The 19878-nt window shown below is 63.5% G+C and carries 19 protein-coding genes; 3 read left to right on the top strand and 16 right to left on the bottom strand.

Annotated features, from left to right (window positions below):
• Positions 1-170: 170 nt before the first annotated feature.
• The 9 genes from BMZ70_RS11660 to BMZ70_RS11620 form a co-directional block, all read right to left on the bottom strand.
• Entirely contained in the window at positions 171-626 is a 456-nt protein-coding gene (locus BMZ70_RS11660; protein ID WP_092273977.1) for a peroxiredoxin, read from the bottom strand.
• 19 nt (positions 627-645) lie between these two features.
• Positions 646-1593 carry a polysaccharide deacetylase family protein gene (locus BMZ70_RS11655; RefSeq protein WP_092277776.1) on the bottom strand — a complete coding sequence of 316 codons (948 nt, stop codon included), beginning with the start codon at positions 1591-1593 and terminating at the stop codon, positions 646-648.
• Between the two features lie 21 nt (positions 1594-1614).
• Positions 1615-2667 carry a bifunctional UDP-4-keto-pentose/UDP-xylose synthase gene (locus BMZ70_RS11650; protein ID WP_092273974.1) on the bottom strand — a complete coding sequence of 351 codons (1053 nt, stop codon included), beginning with the start codon at positions 2665-2667 and terminating at the stop codon, positions 1615-1617.
• A 24-nt stretch (positions 2668-2691) separates the two neighbouring features.
• Positions 2692-3618, bottom strand: coding sequence for a formyltransferase (locus tag BMZ70_RS11645; RefSeq protein WP_092273971.1), 927 nt, complete (start codon positions 3616-3618; stop codon positions 2692-2694).
• Positions 3611-4609 (bottom strand): glycosyltransferase, encoded by a 999-nt coding sequence (locus tag BMZ70_RS11640; protein WP_092277774.1) that lies wholly within the window; start codon positions 4607-4609, stop codon positions 3611-3613. Before BMZ70_RS11640 ends, BMZ70_RS11645 begins: the two co-directional genes overlap by 8 nt.
• A gap of 11 nt (positions 4610-4620) precedes the next feature.
• Positions 4621-5760 (bottom strand): DegT/DnrJ/EryC1/StrS family aminotransferase, encoded by a 1140-nt coding sequence (locus BMZ70_RS11635; protein WP_092273968.1) that lies wholly within the window; start codon positions 5758-5760, stop codon positions 4621-4623.
• A 64-nt stretch (positions 5761-5824) separates the two neighbouring features.
• On the bottom strand, positions 5825-6196 hold the full coding sequence (locus BMZ70_RS11630) for an SMR family transporter (protein WP_092273965.1): 372 nt from the start codon (positions 6194-6196) through the stop codon (positions 5825-5827).
• A 16-nt stretch (positions 6197-6212) separates the two neighbouring features.
• Positions 6213-7874 (bottom strand): glycosyltransferase family 39 protein, encoded by a 1662-nt coding sequence (locus BMZ70_RS11625; RefSeq protein ID WP_092273962.1) that lies wholly within the window; start codon positions 7872-7874, stop codon positions 6213-6215.
• Positions 7874-8266, bottom strand: a complete 393-nt coding sequence (locus BMZ70_RS11620; RefSeq protein WP_092273959.1) for an Mth938-like domain-containing protein — start codon at positions 8264-8266, stop codon at positions 7874-7876. Before BMZ70_RS11620 ends, BMZ70_RS11625 begins: the two co-directional genes overlap by 1 nt.
• Before the next feature lie 174 nt (positions 8267-8440).
• Between BMZ70_RS11620 and BMZ70_RS11615 the strand changes: the two genes are divergently transcribed.
• Both BMZ70_RS11615 and BMZ70_RS11610 read left to right on the top strand, forming a co-directional pair.
• Positions 8441-9673, top strand: coding sequence for a pyridoxal phosphate-dependent aminotransferase (locus tag BMZ70_RS11615; protein WP_092273956.1), 1233 nt, complete (start codon positions 8441-8443; stop codon positions 9671-9673).
• 108 nt (positions 9674-9781) lie between these two features.
• A complete protein-coding gene (locus BMZ70_RS11610) occupies positions 9782-11104 on the top strand; it encodes a homoserine dehydrogenase (protein ID WP_092273953.1) in 1323 nt (440 codons plus the stop codon).
• A gap of 98 nt (positions 11105-11202) precedes the next feature.
• On the opposite strand, the gene BMZ70_RS11605 is transcribed toward BMZ70_RS11610, so the two are convergent.
• From BMZ70_RS11605 to BMZ70_RS11590, 4 genes are all read right to left on the bottom strand, one after another.
• Positions 11203-11517: a BON domain-containing protein gene (locus tag BMZ70_RS11605; RefSeq protein ID WP_092273950.1), complete on the bottom strand. Its 315-nt coding sequence runs from the start codon at positions 11515-11517 to the stop codon at positions 11203-11205.
• Positions 11518-11675: 158 nt separating this feature from the next.
• Positions 11676-13076, bottom strand: coding sequence for a sigma 54-interacting transcriptional regulator (locus BMZ70_RS11600; RefSeq protein WP_092273948.1), 1401 nt, complete (start codon positions 13074-13076; stop codon positions 11676-11678).
• Entirely contained in the window at positions 13073-13636 is a 564-nt protein-coding gene (locus tag BMZ70_RS11595) for a hypothetical protein (RefSeq protein ID WP_092273946.1), read from the bottom strand. Before BMZ70_RS11595 ends, BMZ70_RS11600 begins: the two co-directional genes overlap by 4 nt.
• The gene (locus tag BMZ70_RS11590) at positions 13626-15050 is read right to left on the bottom strand and encodes a sensor histidine kinase (protein ID WP_092273943.1); all 1425 of its coding nucleotides are present in this window, start codon (positions 15048-15050) and stop codon (positions 13626-13628) included. The genes BMZ70_RS11595 and BMZ70_RS11590 overlap by 11 nt, the downstream gene beginning before the upstream one ends.
• 136 nt (positions 15051-15186) lie before the next feature.
• Between BMZ70_RS11590 and BMZ70_RS11585 the strand changes: the two genes are divergently transcribed.
• Positions 15187-17061, top strand: coding sequence for a methyl-accepting chemotaxis protein (locus BMZ70_RS11585; RefSeq protein ID WP_165403486.1), 1875 nt, complete (start codon positions 15187-15189; stop codon positions 17059-17061).
• Between the two features lie 2 nt (positions 17062-17063).
• Here the strand turns inward: BMZ70_RS11585 and BMZ70_RS11580 are convergent, their stop codons facing one another.
• The 3 genes from BMZ70_RS11580 to BMZ70_RS11570 form a co-directional block, all read right to left on the bottom strand.
• Entirely contained in the window at positions 17064-17945 is an 882-nt protein-coding gene (locus BMZ70_RS11580) for an AraC family transcriptional regulator (protein ID WP_092277770.1), read from the bottom strand.
• An 89-nt stretch (positions 17946-18034) separates the two neighbouring features.
• Positions 18035-18376 (bottom strand): ribonuclease E inhibitor RraB, encoded by a 342-nt coding sequence (locus tag BMZ70_RS11575; RefSeq protein ID WP_092273940.1) that lies wholly within the window; start codon positions 18374-18376, stop codon positions 18035-18037.
• 26 nt (positions 18377-18402) lie between these two features.
• Positions 18403-19875, bottom strand: a complete 1473-nt coding sequence (locus BMZ70_RS11570; protein ID WP_092273937.1) for a sensor histidine kinase — start codon at positions 19873-19875, stop codon at positions 18403-18405.
• Positions 19876-19878 lie beyond the last annotated feature (3 nt).

Here is a 19878-nt window from a genome sequence, read left to right as displayed (position 1 = left end):
ATGGATGCTTGAGGGGAAAACAGGTGAAAGACTGCCGATGGGCATAGTTTCAGCCCGTTGAGTACCGCAAGGTGGCCGGCTGGCCACCGAGGAGGGTAAGAGGTACAGTGTTGACTCAAAATGTGCTTAAGTTCCTGCTGGTTGAGCAAACCGGAACTGCAACGCACCGTTCAAGCCTGACGCGCTACAAATTCCAGCACTTCGTCGACGTGACCCGCCACCTTCACGCCTCTCCATTCTTTCACCAATTGACCATTAGCGTCAATCACAAACGTACTGCGTTCGATGCCGCGTACGGTCTTACCGTACATTTGCTTCATCTTCATGACGCCAAATTGCTGGCAGACCGCTTCTTCAGGGTCGGAAATCAGTTCAAACGGCAGTCCCAGCTTGGTTTTGAAGCTTTCGTGCGAGCGCAGCGAATCGCGGCTGATGCCGTAGATTTCGGCGCCGGCCGCTGCGAATTGCTCGTGCAAGTCGCGGAAAGCCATGTTTTCGGTGGTGCAGCCGGGGGTGTTGTCCTTCGGGTAAAAGAACAGCACGGTGTAGCGCGCCGGGCGGCCGGACAGTTGGAAGGTCTGGCCGCTGGTCATCGGCGCGGAAAAATCGGTTACTACATCTGTCACAGGCGTCTCCTGAAGCGGTTCAATGGGCTTGGGCCGGGCCTTGAATAATCAGGCTGCCCGAGCGTCCCGGTAGTTCGCCCCAGGTGATGGGGCAAACCGGCAGCGGCAGGTGCTGGATTTTCTGGTAGTAGTCGGCCATCGACGCCAGTTGGTATCCCTGGGCTTGCCACCCTGCCAACAACTGCTCGAATATGGGGGCAAGTTTCTGTCCTTCAAGCTCTGCGTGCAAAGTATATACGTGGTCGCGGCCGGCGCCCTCGGTCAGCTTGAGCAGGAAGGCGGCGATGTTGCCGGTGGTGATGGTGACGCCGTCGATCTCGCAGCCGAGGATTTCGTCCAGGGTCGGCAGGGTGGTCGGCATCTGGATGTGCGCAAGCACTTTGTTTCCATCGGCCAGGCGATGCGGGCCGTCGGCCGGGTTAGCCAGGCTGCCGTCCGGGTTGAGCACGCAGCGGCCGTCCGAGGCGTAGCCGTAGCCTGCATTGTCATGCTCGACGAAGGCGCCGTTGTTCATCTGCCAGCCGGCCGCGCCGTGGGTGCGCGGGGCCACGCCGAACACTTGCGTGAAACGGGCGGCGGCCTTGCGCATCATGGCTTGCGACCAGGCAGCGTCGCGCTTGGCGACGTTGTCTTGCCACAGCACGTGGTCCCAGGTGTGGATGCCGCATTCGAAGCCGGCGTCCTGCACCGCGCGCATTTCGGCCGCGCAGTCCTTGCCGATGTCAGGGCCGGGCAGCAGCACGCCGTACATCAATGTCTTGAAGCCGTAGTGTTCCACCACCGAGGTGCGCGACACTTTGCTGAAGAAGCCCGGACGCAGCGCGCGCCGCATGGCCCAGCCGGTGTGGTCTTTGCCGAGCGAGAACAGGAAGGTCGCACCGGCCTGGTGCGCCTTCAGCATGCGTACCAGGTTGGGTACGCCTTCACGGGTGCCGCGATAGGTGTCGACGTCGATCTTCAACACCATCAATGGTTTTTGATTCAATGCTTAGTCCACCAGTGCTTTGGCTTCGGCGACCTGGCTGCGGTAGGCGTCGAAGATTTTCTTCAGGGCGTCGGCCATCGTGGTGGTCGGTTTCCAGCCCAGTTCGTCGCAGGTGTTGGTGATCTTCGGCACGCGGTTCTGCACGTCCTGGTAGCCAGCGCCGTAGTAGGCGCCCGAGGTGGTCTCGACGATCTTGACCTTGGCCGCGCCGTCGGCGTACTCAGGGTACTTCGGCGCCAGTTCCAGCATCATGTTGGCCAGTTCGCGGATCGAGTAGTTGTTGACCGGGTTGCCGATGTTGTAGATCTTGCCGGTGGCGGCGCCGTTCTTGTTCTCGATGATTTTCATCAGGGCGTCGATGCCGTCGTCGATGTCGGTGAAGGCGCGCTTCTGGTGGCCGCCGTCGACCAGCGAGATGTTCTCGCCACGGACGATGTGGCCGAAGAACTGGGTCACCACGCGCGACGAACCTTCCTTCGGCGTGTGGATCGAATCGAGGCCGGCGCCGATCCAGTTGAATGGACGGAACAGGGTGAAGTTCAGGCCTTCCATGCCGTAGCCCCAGATCACACGGTCCATCAACTGCTTGGCGTTGGAGTAGATCCAGCGCGGCTTGTTGATCGGGCCGCAGATCAGCTCCGAGTTTTCAGGATCGAACTCTTCGTCGTGGCACATGCCGTACACTTCCGAGGTCGACGGGAACACCAGGTGCTTGCCGTACTTGGCGGCCGAACGCACGATCGGCAGGTTGGCTTCGAAGTCCAGCTCGAACACGCGCAGCGGCGCTTTCACGTAGGTCGACGGGGTCGCAATCGCGACCAAAGGCAGGATCACGTCGCACTTCTTGACGTGGTACTCGACCCATTCCTTGTTGATGGTGATGTCGCCTTCGAAGAAGTGCATGCGCGGTTTATAGGACTCATTCTCCAGCAGGTCGGTGATACGGTCGGTATTCATGTCCATGCCGTACACGTGCCAGTCGGTGGTCTCCAGGATGCGCTTCGACAGGTGGTGGCCGATAAAGCCGTTCACGCCGAGAATGAGTACTTTTTTCATGTTTTGGTTTCCAAATCGATGTTCTTATGCCGCCAGGCGGGCTTGTAATTGTTCTGCAGTGATCGGTTCGCCGTCAGCCGTCAGGGAGGAAATCGTCAGCACGCGGCCATCGCCGCAGACGCCAAAGATGCAATTATCTACCACCGCCAAGCCCAGTGGCAAACTGAGATAAATTACGTTGCTTAAATGGCTACTCAGGCGGGCACGCTGGATCACATAGCGTACGCCGTTCAGGTCGGTAAAGGCGCCCGGATACGGCGGCGCCACGGCGCGGTGCAGGTTGTAGACCTGCTGGGCCGGCTGGCTCCAGTCGATGCGGCCGTCTTCCGGCTTGCGGCCGCCGAAATAGCCGCCTTTGCTGAGGTCGTTATGAAGGCGTACCGCCGTGCCGTCCAGCAGCGAAGGCAGCACGCGCCACAGCGCCTGCTCGGCCGCCACCTGCACCTTGCCGAACACTTCGTGCGCGGTATCGTCCGGCAGGATCGGCACTTCCATCTGCGACACGATGGCGCCGGCGTCCGGCTTGACGGTCATCTCGTGCAGGGTGGCGCCGGTCACGGTGGCGCCATGCAGCACCGCCCAGTTGACCGGCGCGCGGCCGCGGAATTCCGGCAGCAGCGAGCCGTGCATATTGAAAGCCGGCGCCACCGCCAGCAGTTCGGCCGGCAGCATGTGGCGGTAGTAGAAGCTGAACATCAGGTCCGGCCGGGCGGCCTGCACCTGCGCCAGCAGTTCAGGCGACCTGGCGTCGGCCGGCGTGATGTAGGGAATGCCCTCGGCCTCGCACAGCGAGATCACCGATTCGAACCAGATGTTTTCGCTGGCGCTGTCCTCATGGGTGACCACCAGCGCCACGTCGACGCCGCCGGCCAGCAAGACCTTGAGGCAACGCACGCCGACATTGTGGTAGCCAAAGACGACGGCGCGCTTGCGCGGCTCCAGATCAGTCATGGCCACGGCCCACGGTACGTTTTTCCACGCCCGGCGGCGGCATGTCGACCGATTCGCCCGGCTTTTGCTGCAGGATGGTCTGCACCACGTAGCGCGGACGCGCGCGCACCTGCTGGAAGATGCGGCCCACGTACTCGCCCAGCAAACCGATGCCGAACAAGATCACGCCCATGAAGAAGAAGGTGATGGCAAACAGCGTGAACACGCCTTCCGCCTCGGCGCCGAGGAACAGGCGGCGCACCAGCAGCACCAGTACCAGCAGGCCGGACAACAGCGACATCAGCATGCCCATCATGGAGTAGAACTGCAGCGGCACCAGCGAGAAGCCGGTCACCAGGTCAAAGTTCAGGCGGATCAGGCTGTACAGCGAGTATTTCGATTCGCCGGCCGAGCGCTCCTCGTGCTCGACCGTGATCTCGGTCGGCTTGCGGGCGAAGCGGTAGGCCAGCGCCGGCACGAAGGTGTTGACCTCGGCGCACTGGTTCATCAGGTCCACCACGTTGCGGCCGTAGGCGCGCAGCATATTGCCCTGGTCGGTGATCTTGATGTTGGTGATGCGCTCGCGCAGGCTGTTCATGGCCTTGGAGGCATAGGTGCGCCATGCCGAATCCTGGCGCTTGCGGCGGATCGAACCGACGTAGTCGTAGCCTTCGCGCATCTTGGCCACCAGATTGCCGATTTCTTCCGGCGGGTTTTGCAGGTCGGCGTCAAGCGTGATCATGATCTCGCCGCGCGACGCTTCAAAGCCGGCCAGGATGGCCATGTGCTGGCCGTAGTTGCCATTGAATAGCACCACGCGCGTGACGTCCGGGCGCTGGCGGAATTGCTCGGCCAGGATGGACACCGAGTTGTCGCGGCTGCCGTCGTTGACGAACACGATTTCGTAGCTGGCGCCCAGCTTGTCGAGCGCGGGGTACAGGCGTGCGAACAGGGCGGCCAGGCCGGCCTGTTCGTTGTAGATCGGGATGACGACGGAGATTTCAGGTTTCATCAGCATTGCGGTCATTTGATCAGGATCGCTTTCACGGCGGCGACCGCGCGGTCGACGTCGGCAGTGGTCATGGCGTAGAACATCGGCAGGGTGACGGTCAGGCGGCCGATCTTTTCAGCGACCGGGAACATGCCTTCCTTGAAGCCGCGCTCGCGGTACATGGTGAACAAGTGAATCGGCGCGTAGTGGTAGCCGGTGCCGATGTTGAAGCGGTCCTTCAGCGCGTTCATGAAGTCGGCGCGCGTGGTCGGGCCGTTGTCCGGCAGGATGATCTGGAACAGGTGGTAGTTGCTCGAGTCAAAAGCCTGCAGCGGCAGCTGCGCGCCGGACCGTGCTTCAAAGTCGGCGCCGAACTGCTCGTAGTAGCGGCGCGCCAGCGTGCGGCGGTGCGCGGTGATCTTTTCAATATTGGCGAACTGGCCCAGACCGATGGCGGCCATGATGTCGCTCATGTTGTACTTGCCGCCCAATACGTCGACGTCGATGCCGTCCACGCCGCTGCGGGTCACGCCTTGCAGGCGATACTTCTCGGCCAGCCTGGCCTCTTCCAGGTTGTTCAGCACCAGCGCGCCGCCTTCGCCGGTGGTGATGTTCTTGTTGGCCTGGAAGCTGAACGAGACGAAGTCGCCGAACGCGCCGATGCGCTGGCCTTTCCATTCCGAGCCGAAGGCTTGCGCCGCGTCTTCCACCACGCGCAGATTATGCTTGTTGGCGATCGCGTACAGGCGGTCCATGTCGACCGGCAGGCCGGACAGGTAGACCGGGATGATGGCCTTGGTGCGCGGGGTGATGGCCGCTTCCAGCTTGTCGAGGTCGATGTTGCGGGTGGCCGGATCGATATCGGCAAACACCGGCGTTGCGCCCACCTCGATGATGACGTTGGCCGTGGCCACCCACGAAATCGGCGTGGTGATGACTTCATCGCCGGGACCGATGCCGGCGATGCGCAATGCGATTTCCATCGTGCAGGTGCCGGAGTTGAAGGTCCGCACCGGGCGGCCGCCGAAGTATTCCGACATCTGGGCTTCGAAGGCGGCCACTTTCGGGCCGCTGGTGATCCAGCCCGAACGCAGGACGTCGCCCACGGCGGTGATGGTGGCCTCGTCTATCGTAGGCTTGGAAAATGGCAGGAAAGGCAGATCAGCACTCATGAGGTGGTTTGCTTTGTTATGGTAGTTTTATATAAAACGGTTGGCCGCAATTCTAAAGTGTTCGTCAGGTGCGCGCCAGCCACGCCACTCCAATCAGGATGACGAAAATGGCAAGCAAGCGCTGTACCGACAGCGCTTCGCCGAACAGATACCAGGCGCCGATGGCGGTCACCACGTAGCCCAGCGACAGCATTGGATAAGCCACGGAAACATCGACGCGCGACAACGCAATAATCCACAGCACCACCGACAGCACGTAGCAAGTAAGCCCGCCAATAATGGGCAACTGGGTTGCGACCCGCAAGCCGACGCTGACCAGATTGCTCAAAGTCAGGTGGATTTCGCCGACGTTGCGGGCGCCGGCCTTGAGCAGCAATTGCGCCACCGCGTTGAGCAGCACGCCGAAAACAATGAAGCCAAAAGTTGCGATATTCATTTTATGGTTTTGTTCATTACAGATTGGTAATGACCAGCCGGCGGGTGTCTTCCGCCACCACGCGCATGGTCACGCCCTTGCTCTTCAGCACTTCGTGGGCCTCGTTGCTGATGATGGCCATTGCCTTGACGTTGTCGGCACTGTGCTGCTTCCATTTCTCGACAAAGCCGTCGATGGTCGGGATCGACAGCTCCGGCTGCTGGCGCAGGCCGAAGGTGAACTCGTCCCAGTAATCGACCAGCACCACGGTGCGCTTCAGGTAGAAGGTCATCGACTGCTCGTAGGTGCTGACCGAATAGATCGGCGTATCGGCCTTCAGTTCGGGCAGCATTTTCAGCGCCAGCGTCTTGCCGGCGCGCATTTTTCCGTACGGCTCGAAGCCGGTCAGGATCAGCTGCACCGACACGAAGCCGGCGATGGCCATCGTCAGCACGGCCAGGTCGCGGCGCAGGTGACGCGCATGCAGCAGCGCCAGCGCGCCGCCGGCGGTGGCGACGATGGCGGCGGTCAGCACCCACGGCTGGTAGGCTTCCAGCAGCGCGCGTTCGTCCGGATGGCGCACCGCCATCTCGACCATCTGCGGCACGGCGGCCAGGCCGCCCAGGCCGACCAGGATCAGCAGGCCGGCGGCCAGGCTGCGGTTCAGGCGCGAGGCGTTTTCCAGGTAGACGGCGGCCAGCATGGCCATCGCCGGGAACACCGGCAGGATGTAGCCCGGCAGCTTGGAGCTGGAATAGCTGAAGAAGAAGGTGATGAACACGGTCCAGATCACCAGCATCAGCTTGGGCTGGAACACCGCCTGCTGGTCGCGCTTGACGCCGTTGACCAGCGCTTGCAGCGCTACGCCCAGCCACGGCATCAGGCCCGGCACCAGCATCATCAGGAAGTACCACCACGGGCCTTCGCGGTGGTGGGTCTTGAGGAAGAAGCGCTCCCAGTGTTCGTGGATGAAGAAGAAGTGCGGCTGCTCCGGGTTCTTCAGCCCCACCAGCACGAACCACGGCGCGGCGATGGCGAAGAACAGCAACAAGCCCTTGCCGAGGTGCAGGCGCTTCCAGATGGCGAAGTCGCGCGACAGAGCGGTGTACAGCACCAGCACCGCGCCCGGCAGCACCAGCCCGATCAAGCCTTTGGCCAGCACCGCCAGCGCCATGCCGGCCCAGCAGAGCAGCATCCAGTTGCGTTGCTCGGCCGGCGTGGCGCCGTCGCGCTGGGCCACCAGCATGGCGCACAGGGCGATGGTCATCATGCCGGACAGGCCCATGTCGAGCGAATCGATCTGGCCGGAAGCCACCCAGAACAGGCTGGAGCCGAGCACCAGCGCGGCGTAGAAGCCGGCGCGGGCGCCGAACACGCGCTTGGCCGCATAACCGGTAAACAGCACGCCGCCCAGGCCGCACAAGCCGGTCCACAGGCGCGCCTGCCACTCGCCGTAGCCGAACAGGCCGAACGACAGCGCGTTCATCCAGGTTTGCAGTGGCGGCTTCTCGAAGTATTTGATGCCGTTCAGGCGGGTGGTGATCCAGTCGCCGCTGGACCACATTTCACGCGCCATTTCGGCGTAGCGGCCCTCGTCGGGCGGCACCAGCGTGCGGATGCCGAGCACGTACAGCCAGATCATGGCGAATGCCGCCAACAGTCCCCAGGTAAATTTTTTAGAATTGTACAGGTCGTTCATCAGGCGCTTTTGCCCTCGTCAGCGTCGATTACCAAAGCCAGGGCCGCCTTGCGGCCTTCGCCCATCAGGATGTTGTAGGTGCGGCAGGCGGCCTGGCTGTCCATGCATTCGACGCCGATGCGGCGCATGGTCAGCGCGGCGGTCAGCTTCGGGTGGATGAAGCGCTGGCGCGCGCCGGTGCCGAGGATGACCACGTCCGGGTTGTCCTGGCCGATGAGATCGAAATGTTCGGCGGTCAGCGCTTCAAACGAGGGCGCATTCCAGGCGCGCGGCGGGGTTTCCGGCAGCACAACCAGGCTGTAGTTATAGCGCTCGGCGTTGATTTCCACGCCGGTTTCGTCGTAGCCGGTGACGGTCTGGTATTTTTGGGTATCGCTTTGATGGAGCTTCATGGCAGGAAACGGTGTTTAAACAGCAAAAGAAGCATCATTGTAGCGTTTTAAAGATGAAAGGTTGATTAAATCAGGGCCTTTCGGCAGAATGGTTCTTTTCGCATTGCAGCACGGGCCGGCGCCGGGTGTTTTGGCAGGTCAGAGAAGTTTGCCTCACATAAACAGGATTTTATTTTGCGACCGATTCAAAAATCGAACAAACTGGCGGAAGTCTGCTACGAGATCCGCGGCCCGGTGCCGGAAAAAGCCCGGCAAATGGAGGAAGAAGGCCACAAGATCACCAAGTTGAATATTGGCAACTTGGCCGTGTTCGGCTTTGATCCGCCGGACGAGATCGTGCAGGACATGAAGATCAACCTGTCCAACGCGGCCGGCTACACCGATTCCAAGGGCATGTTCGCGCCGCGCAAGGCGGTGATGCACTACACGCAGGGCAAGAATATCCGTGGCGTGTCGATCGAGGATATCTACCTGGGCAACGGCGCGTCCGAGTTGATCGTGATGTCGATGAACGCGCTGCTCAACAACGGCGACGAAGTGCTGGTGCCGGCGCCCGACTATCCACTGTGGACGGCGGCGGTGTCGCTGTCCGGCGGCAAGCCGGTGCACTACATCTGCGACGAGCAGCAGGACTGGTATCCCGACATCGAGGACATGCGCCGCAAGATCACGCCGAACACGCGCGCGATCGTGGTCATCAACCCGAACAATCCGACCGGCGCGCTGTACCCGGTCGAGCTGCTGCTGCAGATCATTGAACTGGCGCGCCAGCACCAGCTCATCATCTACGCCGATGAAATCTACGACAAGGTGCTGTACGACGGCGCCCAGCACGTGTCGATCGCCTCGCTGTGCGACGACATCCTGTGCGTGACCTTCAACGGCCTGTCGAAGAATTACCGCGCCTGCGGCTACCGTGCCGGCTGGATGGTGGTGTCGGGTGAAAAATCGCACGCAAAAGACTATATCGAAGGCCTCAACATGCTGGCCTCGATGCGCTTGTGCGCCAACGCTCCGGGGCAGTTTGCGATCCAGACTGCGCTCGGCGGCTACCAGTCGATTGACGACTTGGTCGGCCCGGGCGGGCGCCTGTTGAAGCAACGCGACCTGGCTTACCAGTTGCTGTCCGAGATACCGGGCGTCAGCGTGGTCAAGCCGAAAGCGGCGCTGTACATGTTCCCGCGTCTTGATCCGAAGATCTATCCGATCGCGGATGACCAGCAGTTCGCATATGAGCTGTTGGCCGAAACGAAAGTGCTGATCGTCCAGGGCAGCGGCTTTAACTGGATCGCGCCGGATCACTTCCGCGTGGTGTTCCTGCCGAACTCGGACGATATGGTGGAAGCCTTCGGCCGCATGGCCAAATTCATGGAAAGCTACCGCAAGCGCCACGGCGCCAGCTTTTAACCCGTCATTCCGGCGGAGGCCGGAATCCAAGGAACGCCGTCGAATTCGGTGCCTCAGCTTGGATTCCGGCCTGCGCCGGAATGACGAAAGAGATCTTTGGAATTTATTATGAAACCAATCAAAGTAGGCTTGTTAGGCGTCGGCAATGTCGGCGGTGGTACGTTTGATGTACTGGAACGCAACCAGGAAGAAATCCGCCGCCGCGCCGGCCGCAGCATCGAAGTGGTGGCCGTGTCGGCCCGCAACCTCGAGCGCGCCAAGACCCGCACCGGCGGCAAGGTGGCCGTGGTAGCCAATCCGATGGACATCGTCAACAACCCTGAAATCGATATCGTCGTCGAACTGATCGGCGGCTATGAGCAGGCGCGCGAGCTGGTGCTGAAGGCGATCGAAAACGGCAAGCACGTGGTCACCGCCAACAAGGCGCTGCTGGCCGTGCACGGCAACGAGATCTTCGCCGCGGCGCAAGCCAAGGGCGTGATGGTGGCGTTTGAAGCGGCCGTGGCCGGCGGCATCCCGATCATCAAGGCGCTGCGCGAAGGCCTGACCGCCAACCGCATCGACTGGCTGGCCGGCATCATCAACGGCACCACCAACTTCATCCTGTCCGAGATGCGCGACAAGGGCCTGGACTTCGCCACCGTGCTGAAGCAGGCGCAGGAGCTGGGCTACGCCGAAGCCGACCCGACCTTCGACATCGAAGGCGTGGACGCGGCGCACAAGGCCACCATCCTGGCCGCGATTGCCTTCGGCATCCCGGTGCAGTTCGACAAGGCGCACGTGGAAGGCATCTCCAAGCTGAACGCGGTGGACATCAAGTACGCCGAACAGCTGGGCTACCGCATCAAGCTGCTGGGCATCGCCAAGCGCGCCAAGGTCAACGGCAAGGAAGGCGTGGAGCTGCGCGTGCACCCGACCCTGATTCCGTCGAAGCGCCTGATCGCCAACGTGGAAGGCGCGATGAACGCGGTGCTGGTGCAGGGCGACGCCGTCGGCGCCACGCTGTACTACGGCAAGGGCGCCGGCTCGGAGCCGACCGCTTCGGCCGTGATCGCCGACCTGGTCGATATCACCCGCCTGGCCACCGCCGATCCTGAACACCGCGTGCCGCATCTGGCGTTCCAGCCGAACGCGATGACCAACATCGAGATCCTGCCGATGTCGGAAGTCACCACCAGCTACTACCTGCGCATGAACGTGAGCGACCAGCCGGGCGTGCTGGCCGACCTGACCCGCATCCTGGCCGATGCCGGCATCTCGATCGACGCCATGCTGCAGAAAGAGCCGGCCGACGGCGAGACCCGCACCGACATCATCTTCCTGACCCACCAGACGCAGGAAAAGAACGTCAGCGCCGCCATCGCCAAGATGGAAGGCCTGTCGACCGTGTGCGGCAGCGTCACCAAGATCCGCCTGGAAAACCTGAGCTGATCAGGCAAAAAAAAGCCGGACAGTGTCTACGCACACTGTCCGGAAAGGGTTAGGGCGCAGTACTCCCATACGCACGCCCCGGGGTCCTACGAAACTATTTACTTCGCAGCGACGGTCAGTTCGCTCTTCACTTCCTTCACACCCGGCACGGCCGACGCCAGCTGGATCGCTTTGCTGCCTGCATCGGTGCTGGCCACGGTGCCCGTCAGGGTTACTACGCCATCGGCGGTGGTCACGCCAATTTGCTTTTGATCGGCCAACGACGCCTTGATCTTGCTGGTGATCGCGTCGTCAGCGGTGGTGCTGGCCTTGGCCGCGCCGGCCAGCGCGCCGTCCTGCTGGGCATAGGCGAAGCCAGTCGTGCCCAGTGCGGCGGCAATCATCAGGCGGGCGATCAGTTGGTTGGTTTTCATGGTTTGCTTCCTTATTTCAGTTGAGGGTAGCTACCTCTATGCAAACCGCGTGCCAGAACAATTTAACCTTTAAATTCAAAGGCTTATGTTTTTGTTCTGGCTGTACTGCCTGATTTTTGTCGTGATTTGGCGACACGCTCGTGCCGCCATGAGCTAAGTCATTGATTTTTCGGCGTTTCATCTTGTCGCTCACTGGCGACATCGCCTCGGAACAGGCTGGCGTCCAGCTCGTGCTTTTGCAGCAGGCGGTAAAACTCCGTGCGGTTGCGCTCGGCCAGCCGGGCGGCGTCGGCGACGCTGCCATCGGTGAGTTTCAGCAGCTGGACCAGGTAGTTGCGCTCGAAGCGGCGGCGCGCCTCGGTGTAGCTCAACACTTCCAGCGACGGCACGCGCAAGGCCCGCTGCACCAGCGACAAGGGCACCAGCGGCGCGGTCGCCAGCGCGCACACGTGCTCGACCACGTTGTACAGCTGGCGCACATTGCCGGGCCAGGCCGAGGTGGTCAGCAGTTCCAGCGCATCGGGGGCGAAGCCGTGCACGGTCTTGCCGTATTTTGCGGCCAGCGACTGCAGGAATTGGGTGGCCATCGGCGCCACGTCCTCGCGCCGCTGCGCCAGCGGCGGCAAGGTCAGGGTGATGACGTTGAGGCGGTAGTACAAGTCTTCGCGGAACTGGCCTTCGCGCATGGCGAGGTCGAGGTCGCGGTGGGTGGCGGACAGGATGCGCACATCGACCGGCCGTCCCACGTCCGAGCCCAGCTGGCGCACCACGCGCTCCTGCAGCACCCGCAGCAGCTTCACTTGCAGTAGCAAGGGCATGTCGCCGATTTCATCGAGGAACAGGGTGCCGCCGTCGGCCGCCTGCACCAGGCCTTCGCGGCTGGACAGGGCGCCGGTGTAGGCGCCTTTGACGTGGCCGAACAGTTCGGACTCCAGCAGCGCTTCCGGGATCGCGCCGCAGTTGACGGCGATGAAGGGCGCTTGCGCGCGCCGGCTGGCACGGTGGATGGCCTGCGCCAGCAGTTCCTTGCCGGTGCCGCTTTCGCCCCGGATCAAAATGCTGGCGTCGGAGGCGGCCACCAGCCGCGCTTCGGCCAGCAACTCGTCCATGCACTGGCTGCGGCTGATGATGGCGGCACGCCACTGCTCGTCGCCGTCGATGGCGCGTGCGGCTGGCGCTGCCAGGCTCAGCGCCTGGGCGATGCGCTCCAGCAGCAGTTTGGCGTCGAACGGCTTGGTCAGGTAGGCGTAGGCGCCCAGCGTGGTGGCTTCCACCGCATCCGGAATGGTGCCGTGCGCGGTCAGCAGGATCACCGGCAGGGCCGGGTGGCTGCGGCGGATTTCCTGGAACAGCGCCATGCCGTCGCGGTCCGGCAGGCGGATGTCGCTGATGACCAGGCGCGGCAATTCGATCGACAGCCGCGCCAGCGCGGCCTCGGCGCTGCCGACGGCGGTGACGCGGTAGCCGTTGGCGCTCAGGCGCATCGAGAGCAGGCGCAGCAGGTCGTCGTCGTCATCGACCAGCAGCAGGTGGGCGCCTTGTCCTTGTGACGGGCTCATCTCGTCCCCTGCGGCGCTGGCGCCGGGCGGACCGGCAGGGTGCGCTCGATGGCTTTCAGCGCTTCCAGTGTCTCGTTGAGCTGGTCGATGCGGCGCTGGCTGTCTTTTTGCTGCGCGGCCAGCTTGTCGGCATGCTCGGCCAGGCGGCGCGTTTCGGCGCAATTGCTGGACAGCAGCTGGGCCAGCGGGCGGAACGGCGCGGCCTCCGGCTCGGCCGAGGTCGCCACGCTGTCGAGCAGCGATTGCGCGCGCGCCAGGTCGCCGCCGCCGCGCGTGAGCATCAGGGCCATGCCCATCTGGATCGCCACGCGTGGGCTGCGCTGTTGCAGGCCGAGGCCGCTCAATTCCTTGAGCAGCTCGCCCTGGCTCATGCGCCGTAGCGACTGGTGGTAGCTGAGCAGCGGGCCGATTTCATCGGGCGGCGGCGGCGGCGCCGGCAGTTTCTCCACCACCGGCGGCGGTGCCGGCGGCGGCGCCGGATCATCCGGCAGCGGCGAGTTCAGGGTGCAGGCCGCCAGCAGCAGGCAGGTCAGCACAGGGAGGCAGGACTTAGCGTTCATAAGGCAGCTCGATGCGGAAGTGTGCGCCCTGCGCGGCGGGCAGCAGTTTCAGGATACCGCCATGCGCGGCCACGTACTCTTGCACAATGGACAGGCCGATGCCGTTGCCGCGCCGCGCGCCGGGCGGCTGGCGCTGTCCCTGGTAGAACGGTTCGAAGATGCGGGCCGCGTCCTCGGCCGCCACGCCCGGTCCCTGGTCGCGGCACTCCAGCAGCAGCTTGCCGTCCAGCTCGCCGAGGCGGAAGCTGACCAGGCCGTTCTCCGGGCTGAAGCGCACGGCGTTGGACAGCAGGTTGCCGATGGCGGTGGCCAGCTTGTCGGCGTCGGCGTTGATTGGGCGCGCCGCGCCTTCGGCCACTACGGTCAGGCGGGTGGCCTGCCATTGCAGGCGCTGGCTGTCGATGGCGCGCGCCAGCAGGTGGTTGACGTCCACCGGCTGCAGTTGCAGGTGCTGGGCGTCGAAGGCGGCGGCGTTGTAGCGCAGCAGCGCTTCGATCTGCGACTGCAGCGCCGCCGTGTTCTGGTTGAGGATGGCGGCGATCTCGCGCTGGTCGGGCGACAGCGCGCCGGCCACGCCGTCTTCCAGCAAGGCCACGCCTTCGCGCAGCGCCGCCAGCGGCGTCTTCAGCTCGTGCGAGATGTGGCGCAGGAAGCGCGCCTTGTCCGCTTCCAGCTCGGCCAGGCGCTGGCGCAGCCAGTTCAGCTGCTGACCGACGCGCTGCAGGTCGCTCGGACCGGGCACGGCGATCGGCTGGTCGTAGCGGCTTTCGCCCAGCGTGTCGATGGCTTGCTCGATCTGTTCCAGCGGGCGCGACAGCCACAGGCCGAAGCCGCTCGCCAGCAGCGCCGCCAGCAAGATGGAGGCGATCACCTGCGCCTTGAGCACGCCGCGCCGCTGGTCCAGTTCGGCCAGCAGGTCGCCGTTGCGCCGTTCGACTTCTTGTTTAACCTCTTCTTCCAGCTGCTGGTTCACGGCCGGCAGTGGCGCCAGCACGTTTTCCAGCGCCTGCTGGCGCGCCGCGCTGCGCGGGCGCGGCGGGGCTTGCAGGATGTCCCAGGCTTGGGCGCCGGCGTTGCGCCAGCGCTCGAACAGCGCGTCCGGCGTGCTGGGCAGGGCGGCAGCCACGGCGTCGAGCGAGACCTGGGCCTCGCGCCAGGTCTCGGCGTAGCGTTTGAGGAAGGCAGGATCGTCCAGCACCAGGTACTGGCGTGCGCTGCGGCTCATGGCCACGCTGCGCTCGGCAAGTTGCTGGGTGTGTTCGGTGAGGGCCAGCGCATGGCGTCCGCTGTCGCGACTGTGGGCGGCCAGGCGGTCCAGCGTCCACAGGGCATGCAGCGAGGCGGCGCTCAGCAGCACGGCAATCAGCAAAAAGACGCCCAGCAGCAACTGGCGAAACGACAGTTTGGAGAGCATCGCAGTTAAAAAAAGAACTATGTTGACCGCATCATATGGCGAAACAGCCGCGATAGCCTGTTCGATTGGCATGAATTTGTTGCATCTCGCCATGTCTTTCGATTACGCTGGATTCCTTGCAAGCAAGGAGGGGCTTATGTCGAACTGGTTGAACCGGCTGTCCATACGCAACAAGCTGATGCTGAGCATGGCGTTCTGCCTGCTGCTGTTTCTGGCGATCTCCGCCACGCTGAGCGTGGTCATGACAGGCAACACCATCCGCCAGCGGGTCATCACGCAGGAGCTGCCGGCCGAGGTGGGCGAAATCCGCAACGACATCCAGCGCCAGATCAGCGTGCCGCTGGCCACCGCGCGTTCCATCGCTGCCAATACCTTCTTGCTGAACTGGGAAAAAGCCGGCCTGCCCGACGACGGCCTGCCGGTGTGGCGTTCGTTTGCCGACAATGTGCGCAAGCTGACCGGCGCGGCCACGGTGTCGTGGGTGTCGGCCGCCACCGGCAAGTATTACGATCACAGCGGCTACAAGCGCACGCTGGAGAAGGGCGCCTCGGGCGACCAGTGGTTCTACGGCTTTCTCGCCACCGGCAAGCCCTACACGCTCAACCTCGACAAGGAAAAGGGCTACGACACCTACAGCGTGTTCGTCAACGTGCGCTTCGATGCGGGCGACGGCAAGATCGGCACCACCAGCGTCGGGCTGGCGGTCGACAAGCTGGCCGAGACCATCCGCAGCTACAAGGTCGGCAAGTCGGGCTTTGTGTACCTGGTGCGGCCGAACGGCACGCTGATTATTCATCGCGAGACGGCGCTGGCCGACGGCAAGCACAATATGAAGGATCTGCCCGGCTTCAACGCCGAGCTGACCGGCAAGCTGCTTGGCAGCGAGCGCTACACCAGCGACAGCTACCAGGCGCCGGACGGCAAGCGGCTGGTGGCCGCCTCGTTCGTGCCGGAACTGAATATGTACGTGATTGCGGAAGTGCCGGAGGCCGAGGTGCTGGGCGACGTCACGCGCTCGCTGACCATCTCGGCCTTGGTGGGCGGGCTGGTGGGCGGCGGCATCGGCATGTTCGTGGTGTTTCTGGTGAGCGCGGCGATTGCGGCGCCGGTGGCGCGCGCGGCGCAGATGCTGGGCGAGATCGCCGACGGCAATGGCGACCTGAGCCGCCGCATGACGGTGGAGAGCCAGGACGAGGTGGGCGCGCTGGCCGACGGCTTCAACCGGTTTGTGGCCTCGCTTAACACCACCATCCGCAAGGTGCGCGACAGTACCGAGACGATCGCCACCGCATCGAGCGAAATCGCCAGCGGCAACCTCGATTTGTCGGCGCGCACCGAGGCGCAGGCGTCCAGCCTGGAAGAGACCGCATCGGCGATGGAACAGCTGACCGCGACCGTGACACAGAACGCCGAGAACGCACAGCAGGCCAACCAGCTGGTGCAGTCGGCGGCCAACATCGCCTCCGAGGGCGGCGCGGTGGTGGGGCGCGTGGTGCAGACGATGGAATCGATCAAGGACAGCTCGCGCAAGATTGTCGACATCATCGGCGTGATCGACGGCATCGCGTTCCAGACCAATATCCTGGCCTTGAACGCGGCGGTGGAAGCGGCGCGCGCGGGCGAGCAGGGGCGCGGCTTTGCGGTGGTGGCGTCGGAAGTGCGGACGCTGGCGCAGCGCTCGGCCGGTGCGGCCAAGGAGATCAAGGAACTGATCAGCGATTCGGTGGAGAAGGTGGACGCCGGCAGCAAGCTGGTGGACGAAGCCGGCGCGACCATGAACAAGGTGGTGACCTCGGTGCAGCAGGTGACCGGCATCATGGGCGAGATCGTGTCGGCCAGCCGCGAGCAAAGTTCCGGCATAGCGCAAGTCAACCTGGCGGTGGCGGATATCGACAGCACCACGCAGCAGAACGCCGCGTTGGTGGAGCAGGCCGCCGCCGCTGCCGGTTCATTGCAAGAGCAGGCGGCCAACCTTCAGCAAGTGGTGAGCGTGTTCAAGCTGGAAGGCTGATGCTATTTCAACGGCAGGAACAGCTCCGCAACCGCTTCATGTTCCGGCACCTCGGGGAATAAGCTCAGGCGCTGGCAGTAAAGCGGGAAGTCGCGCGCCTCTTCTCCGCTGGCGGGGAGCCAGTCGCGATAAAGGAAAAGGGCGGCGGGTTCCAGATTGTCGGTATTACCAACAACACGCAGCACCGCACAACGTCCGCCTGGAATCTCGCCGGCTGTCACCTGTTCGCTCTTCACCTCGAACGATGACGGCACACCGACGCAAAGGTCAACGCTATAGTCGGCCGGCGATTCAGGGCGTCTTTCGGAGCGCCAGACATTGAAGGTTGGATGGGTCCTCGGATGCAGGCTAAACAATTGACGCCACGCGATGAAGCGCTGGATGGTGGCCGCCAGCGCCGCCGGGTCGCCCCGGTGCTCCATGATCGCGACAGGCGTGGACGGCACCTCGCGTATCGTTACATCATCCTTGGTAAAGGTCTTTTGCATGAGTTTGCTCCTGGCGTCGTTGAGAGGTGTAAAGGCGGAATGCCACGGCTCCCAGTCGGGAGACTTCCGAAACGACGAGGGCGACTGTCCAAATTGTTGCCGAAATGAGCGGGCAAAGGCGTCCGGCGCAGCGTAGCCGGCATCCATCGCGATGGCCGTGACGCTTTGCGTATCCCGATACACGAGACGGTAAGAAGCGCGCTTCATGCGGGCAAGCAGGATGTAGCGATGCACGGACAACCCGAAGGTCGCCGTGAATTGCCTGTGAAAGTGGTATTTCGAGTAGGCAGCGATACTGCTCAGCGTTTCCAGGTTCAGATCGTCATGGAGGTGCTGATCGATGTACTCGAGTACCCGCTGCATCCGTGCTTGATGGTGTTCAACCGCCGTCGTCATTGTCATGTTCTCCGTAGCAGCGCCAGTGTCACATGCGCAGGAATGACATACTCGACCGATCTTGCGGTTTTTGAAGGAGCTGGCGCGCTTTATGCGGCCGGGCCGACGTCCATGCCGTCGTAGGATTCGAGCTGGTGTTCTTCGGCGAACTTGTAGAACTCCTGGTTGCGTGCGTGCAGGGTGTCGACCGTGTGCTTCTCGACTTTTTCAATGTGCAGCCACCACAGGGCCGGGTTGCCGGCTTCCGGCTTGGAGTCGTAAATGCCGACCAGTTGGTAGCCCTTGGCTTGCAGCGCGGTCGACGCGGTTTCCAGCTTGGCCTTGTCGGCATCGGCAAAGAAATACCCCCACAGCAGCGGCTTGGTGATATCCCACGGGGCGTTTTGCTTCATGTCGGCGAACAGCGCGACCATTTCTTCTTTGGTAATCATTGGCTTAATCCTTGACGGTCAGGACGCTATTTTACCGCGTTGAAGCTGATGCGTACTTTCAGGCCTTGGCCGGTGCTGGCGTCGTCGAGGGTGATGGTGGCTTGGTGCAGGGTGGCGATGTCGCGCACGATGGCGAGGCCCAGGCCGTGGCCGGCGGGGTTGATTTCCAGTGTGGCGGCGGCGCGGTAGAACGGGGCGAACACGCGTTCGCGCTCGGCGGCGGCGATGCCGGGGCCGCTGTCTTCGACTTCGAGCGCGACGCCATCGGTGCCTTCCAGCACGCGCAGGATGACGGCGCCACCGGACGGCGTGTAGCGCAGCGCGTTGTCGACCAGGTTGGCCAGCATTTCGTGCAGCAGCAAGGCCTGGCCCTGTACCATGCCTTCATGTTCCGCTTCCAGCGAGAGGTCGATGTTGCCGCTCACGGCGGCGATGGCCAGTTCCAGTCCGACCTGCCGCGCGATCTCACGCAGCGAGACCGGCGCGGTGCTGTCTTCCACGCGATGCTCGATGCGCGCCAATGTCAGCAGGCGGTTGGCGAGGTTGACGGTGGAGTCGGTGGTGGCGGCCATGCCGGCCACGATTTCACGCAGCGCCGCGTTGCTCGCCACCGGATCCGTGTCCGGGCGGTCGCATTCGCGCAGCGCCAGTTCGGCCTGGGTTTTCAGCACGGTCAGTGGAGTGCGCAGTTGGTGCGAGGCGTCGGCGATAAAACGGCGCTGGCTGTTGATCAGCATGTGCATGCGCAGGCGCGAGCTGTTCAGCGCAGCCACCAATGGGCGTACTTCCTTGTGCACCAGCGTCGGGTCGACGTCGGAGGCGTCGTTCGGGCCGCGCGTTTCGACGGCGATTTTCAGGCGCATCAGCGGTTGCAGCACGAGCCGCACGGCAAACCACACCAGCAGCGCGACGGCGGCCAGCAACAGGGCCTGCCACACGAGCGTGTCGAACAGGATCTGGTTGGACAGCACGCGCCGCGCTTCCAGCGTTTCGCCGACTTGAATCAGCGCGATGCCGCGCATGGAGTCGTCGTACACCGGTTGCAGCAGTGCGGCGATGCGCACCGGCTGGCCGTTGTAGTTGGCGTGGTAGAAACGCACCAGCGCCGGATAGGCCTCCGAGCGCGGCACGTTGGTCGGCACCGGCGGCAGGTCGCCGTAGCCGGACACGGTTTCGCCGGCGATGCCGGTGACTTTGTAGTAGATGCGGCCCAGCGTATCGGTTTCGAAGCTGTCCAGCGCGACGTAGGGAACATCGGCCACCACTTTGCCGTCGACCACGGAGACGCGTTCGGCCAGCGCGCGGGTGGAGGCCAGCAGGGAACGGTCGTAGGCGGTATCGGCGGCGTCCAGCGCGTTGCGGTAGACCGAGTAGGTGTTCAGCGCGACCAGCACCAGCAAGGGGCCGAGCAGCCAGCGTAGCAGCTGCCCGCGCAAGCTACCCGGCGCAGCGCCCGGGCCGAGGCCTAGACGGTGGGCGAGGGCGGGCAGCAGCGGCATGGT

This window comes from Duganella sp. CF402 (assembly GCF_900109645.1).
GTDB lineage: Bacteria > Pseudomonadota > Gammaproteobacteria > Burkholderiales > Burkholderiaceae_D > Rugamonas.
The sequence above is the reverse complement of the archived record's forward strand: the minus strand, read 5'-3'. Positions and strand labels throughout refer to the sequence as shown.

Excerpts from the sequence above, each read along its gene's own strand:
- BMZ70_RS11625 (WP_092273962.1), bottom strand. The coding sequence starts at position 7,874 with ATGAACGACCTGTACAATTCTAAAAAATTTACCTGGGGACTGTTGGCG.
- BMZ70_RS11600 (WP_092273948.1), bottom strand. The coding sequence starts at position 13,076 with ATGAGCCCGTCACAAGGACAAGGCGCCCACCTGCTGCTGGTCGATGAC.
- BMZ70_RS11590 (WP_092273943.1), bottom strand. The coding sequence starts at position 15,050 with ATGCTCTCCAAACTGTCGTTTCGCCAGTTGCTGCTGGGCGTCTTTTTG.
- BMZ70_RS11635 (WP_092273968.1), bottom strand. The coding sequence starts at position 5,760 with ATGAGTGCTGATCTGCCTTTCCTGCCATTTTCCAAGCCTACGATAGAC.
- BMZ70_RS11630 (WP_092273965.1), bottom strand. The coding sequence starts at position 6,196 with ATGAATATCGCAACTTTTGGCTTCATTGTTTTCGGCGTGCTGCTCAAC.
- BMZ70_RS11620 (WP_092273959.1), bottom strand. The coding sequence starts at position 8,266 with ATGAAGCTCCATCAAAGCGATACCCAAAAATACCAGACCGTCACCGGC.
- BMZ70_RS11570 (WP_092273937.1), bottom strand. The coding sequence starts at position 19,875 with ATGCCGCTGCTGCCCGCCCTCGCCCACCGTCTAGGCCTCGGCCCGGGC.
- BMZ70_RS11595 (WP_092273946.1), bottom strand. The coding sequence starts at position 13,636 with ATGAACGCTAAGTCCTGCCTCCCTGTGCTGACCTGCCTGCTGCTGGCG.
- BMZ70_RS11650 (WP_092273974.1), bottom strand. The coding sequence starts at position 2,667 with ATGAAAAAAGTACTCATTCTCGGCGTGAACGGCTTTATCGGCCACCAC.
- BMZ70_RS11580 (WP_092277770.1), bottom strand. The coding sequence starts at position 17,945 with ATGACGACGGCGGTTGAACACCATCAAGCACGGATGCAGCGGGTACTC.
- BMZ70_RS11575 (WP_092273940.1), bottom strand. The coding sequence starts at position 18,376 with ATGATTACCAAAGAAGAAATGGTCGCGCTGTTCGCCGACATGAAGCAA.
- BMZ70_RS11655 (WP_092277776.1), bottom strand. The coding sequence starts at position 1,593 with ATGGTGTTGAAGATCGACGTCGACACCTATCGCGGCACCCGTGAAGGC.
- BMZ70_RS11585 (WP_165403486.1), top strand. The coding sequence starts at position 15,187 with ATGTCGAACTGGTTGAACCGGCTGTCCATACGCAACAAGCTGATGCTG.
- BMZ70_RS11640 (WP_092277774.1), bottom strand. The coding sequence starts at position 4,609 with ATGAAACCTGAAATCTCCGTCGTCATCCCGATCTACAACGAACAGGCC.
- BMZ70_RS11610 (WP_092273953.1), top strand. The coding sequence starts at position 9,782 with ATGAAACCAATCAAAGTAGGCTTGTTAGGCGTCGGCAATGTCGGCGGT.
- BMZ70_RS11605 (WP_092273950.1), bottom strand. The coding sequence starts at position 11,517 with ATGAAAACCAACCAACTGATCGCCCGCCTGATGATTGCCGCCGCACTG.
- BMZ70_RS11645 (WP_092273971.1), bottom strand. The coding sequence starts at position 3,618 with ATGACTGATCTGGAGCCGCGCAAGCGCGCCGTCGTCTTTGGCTACCAC.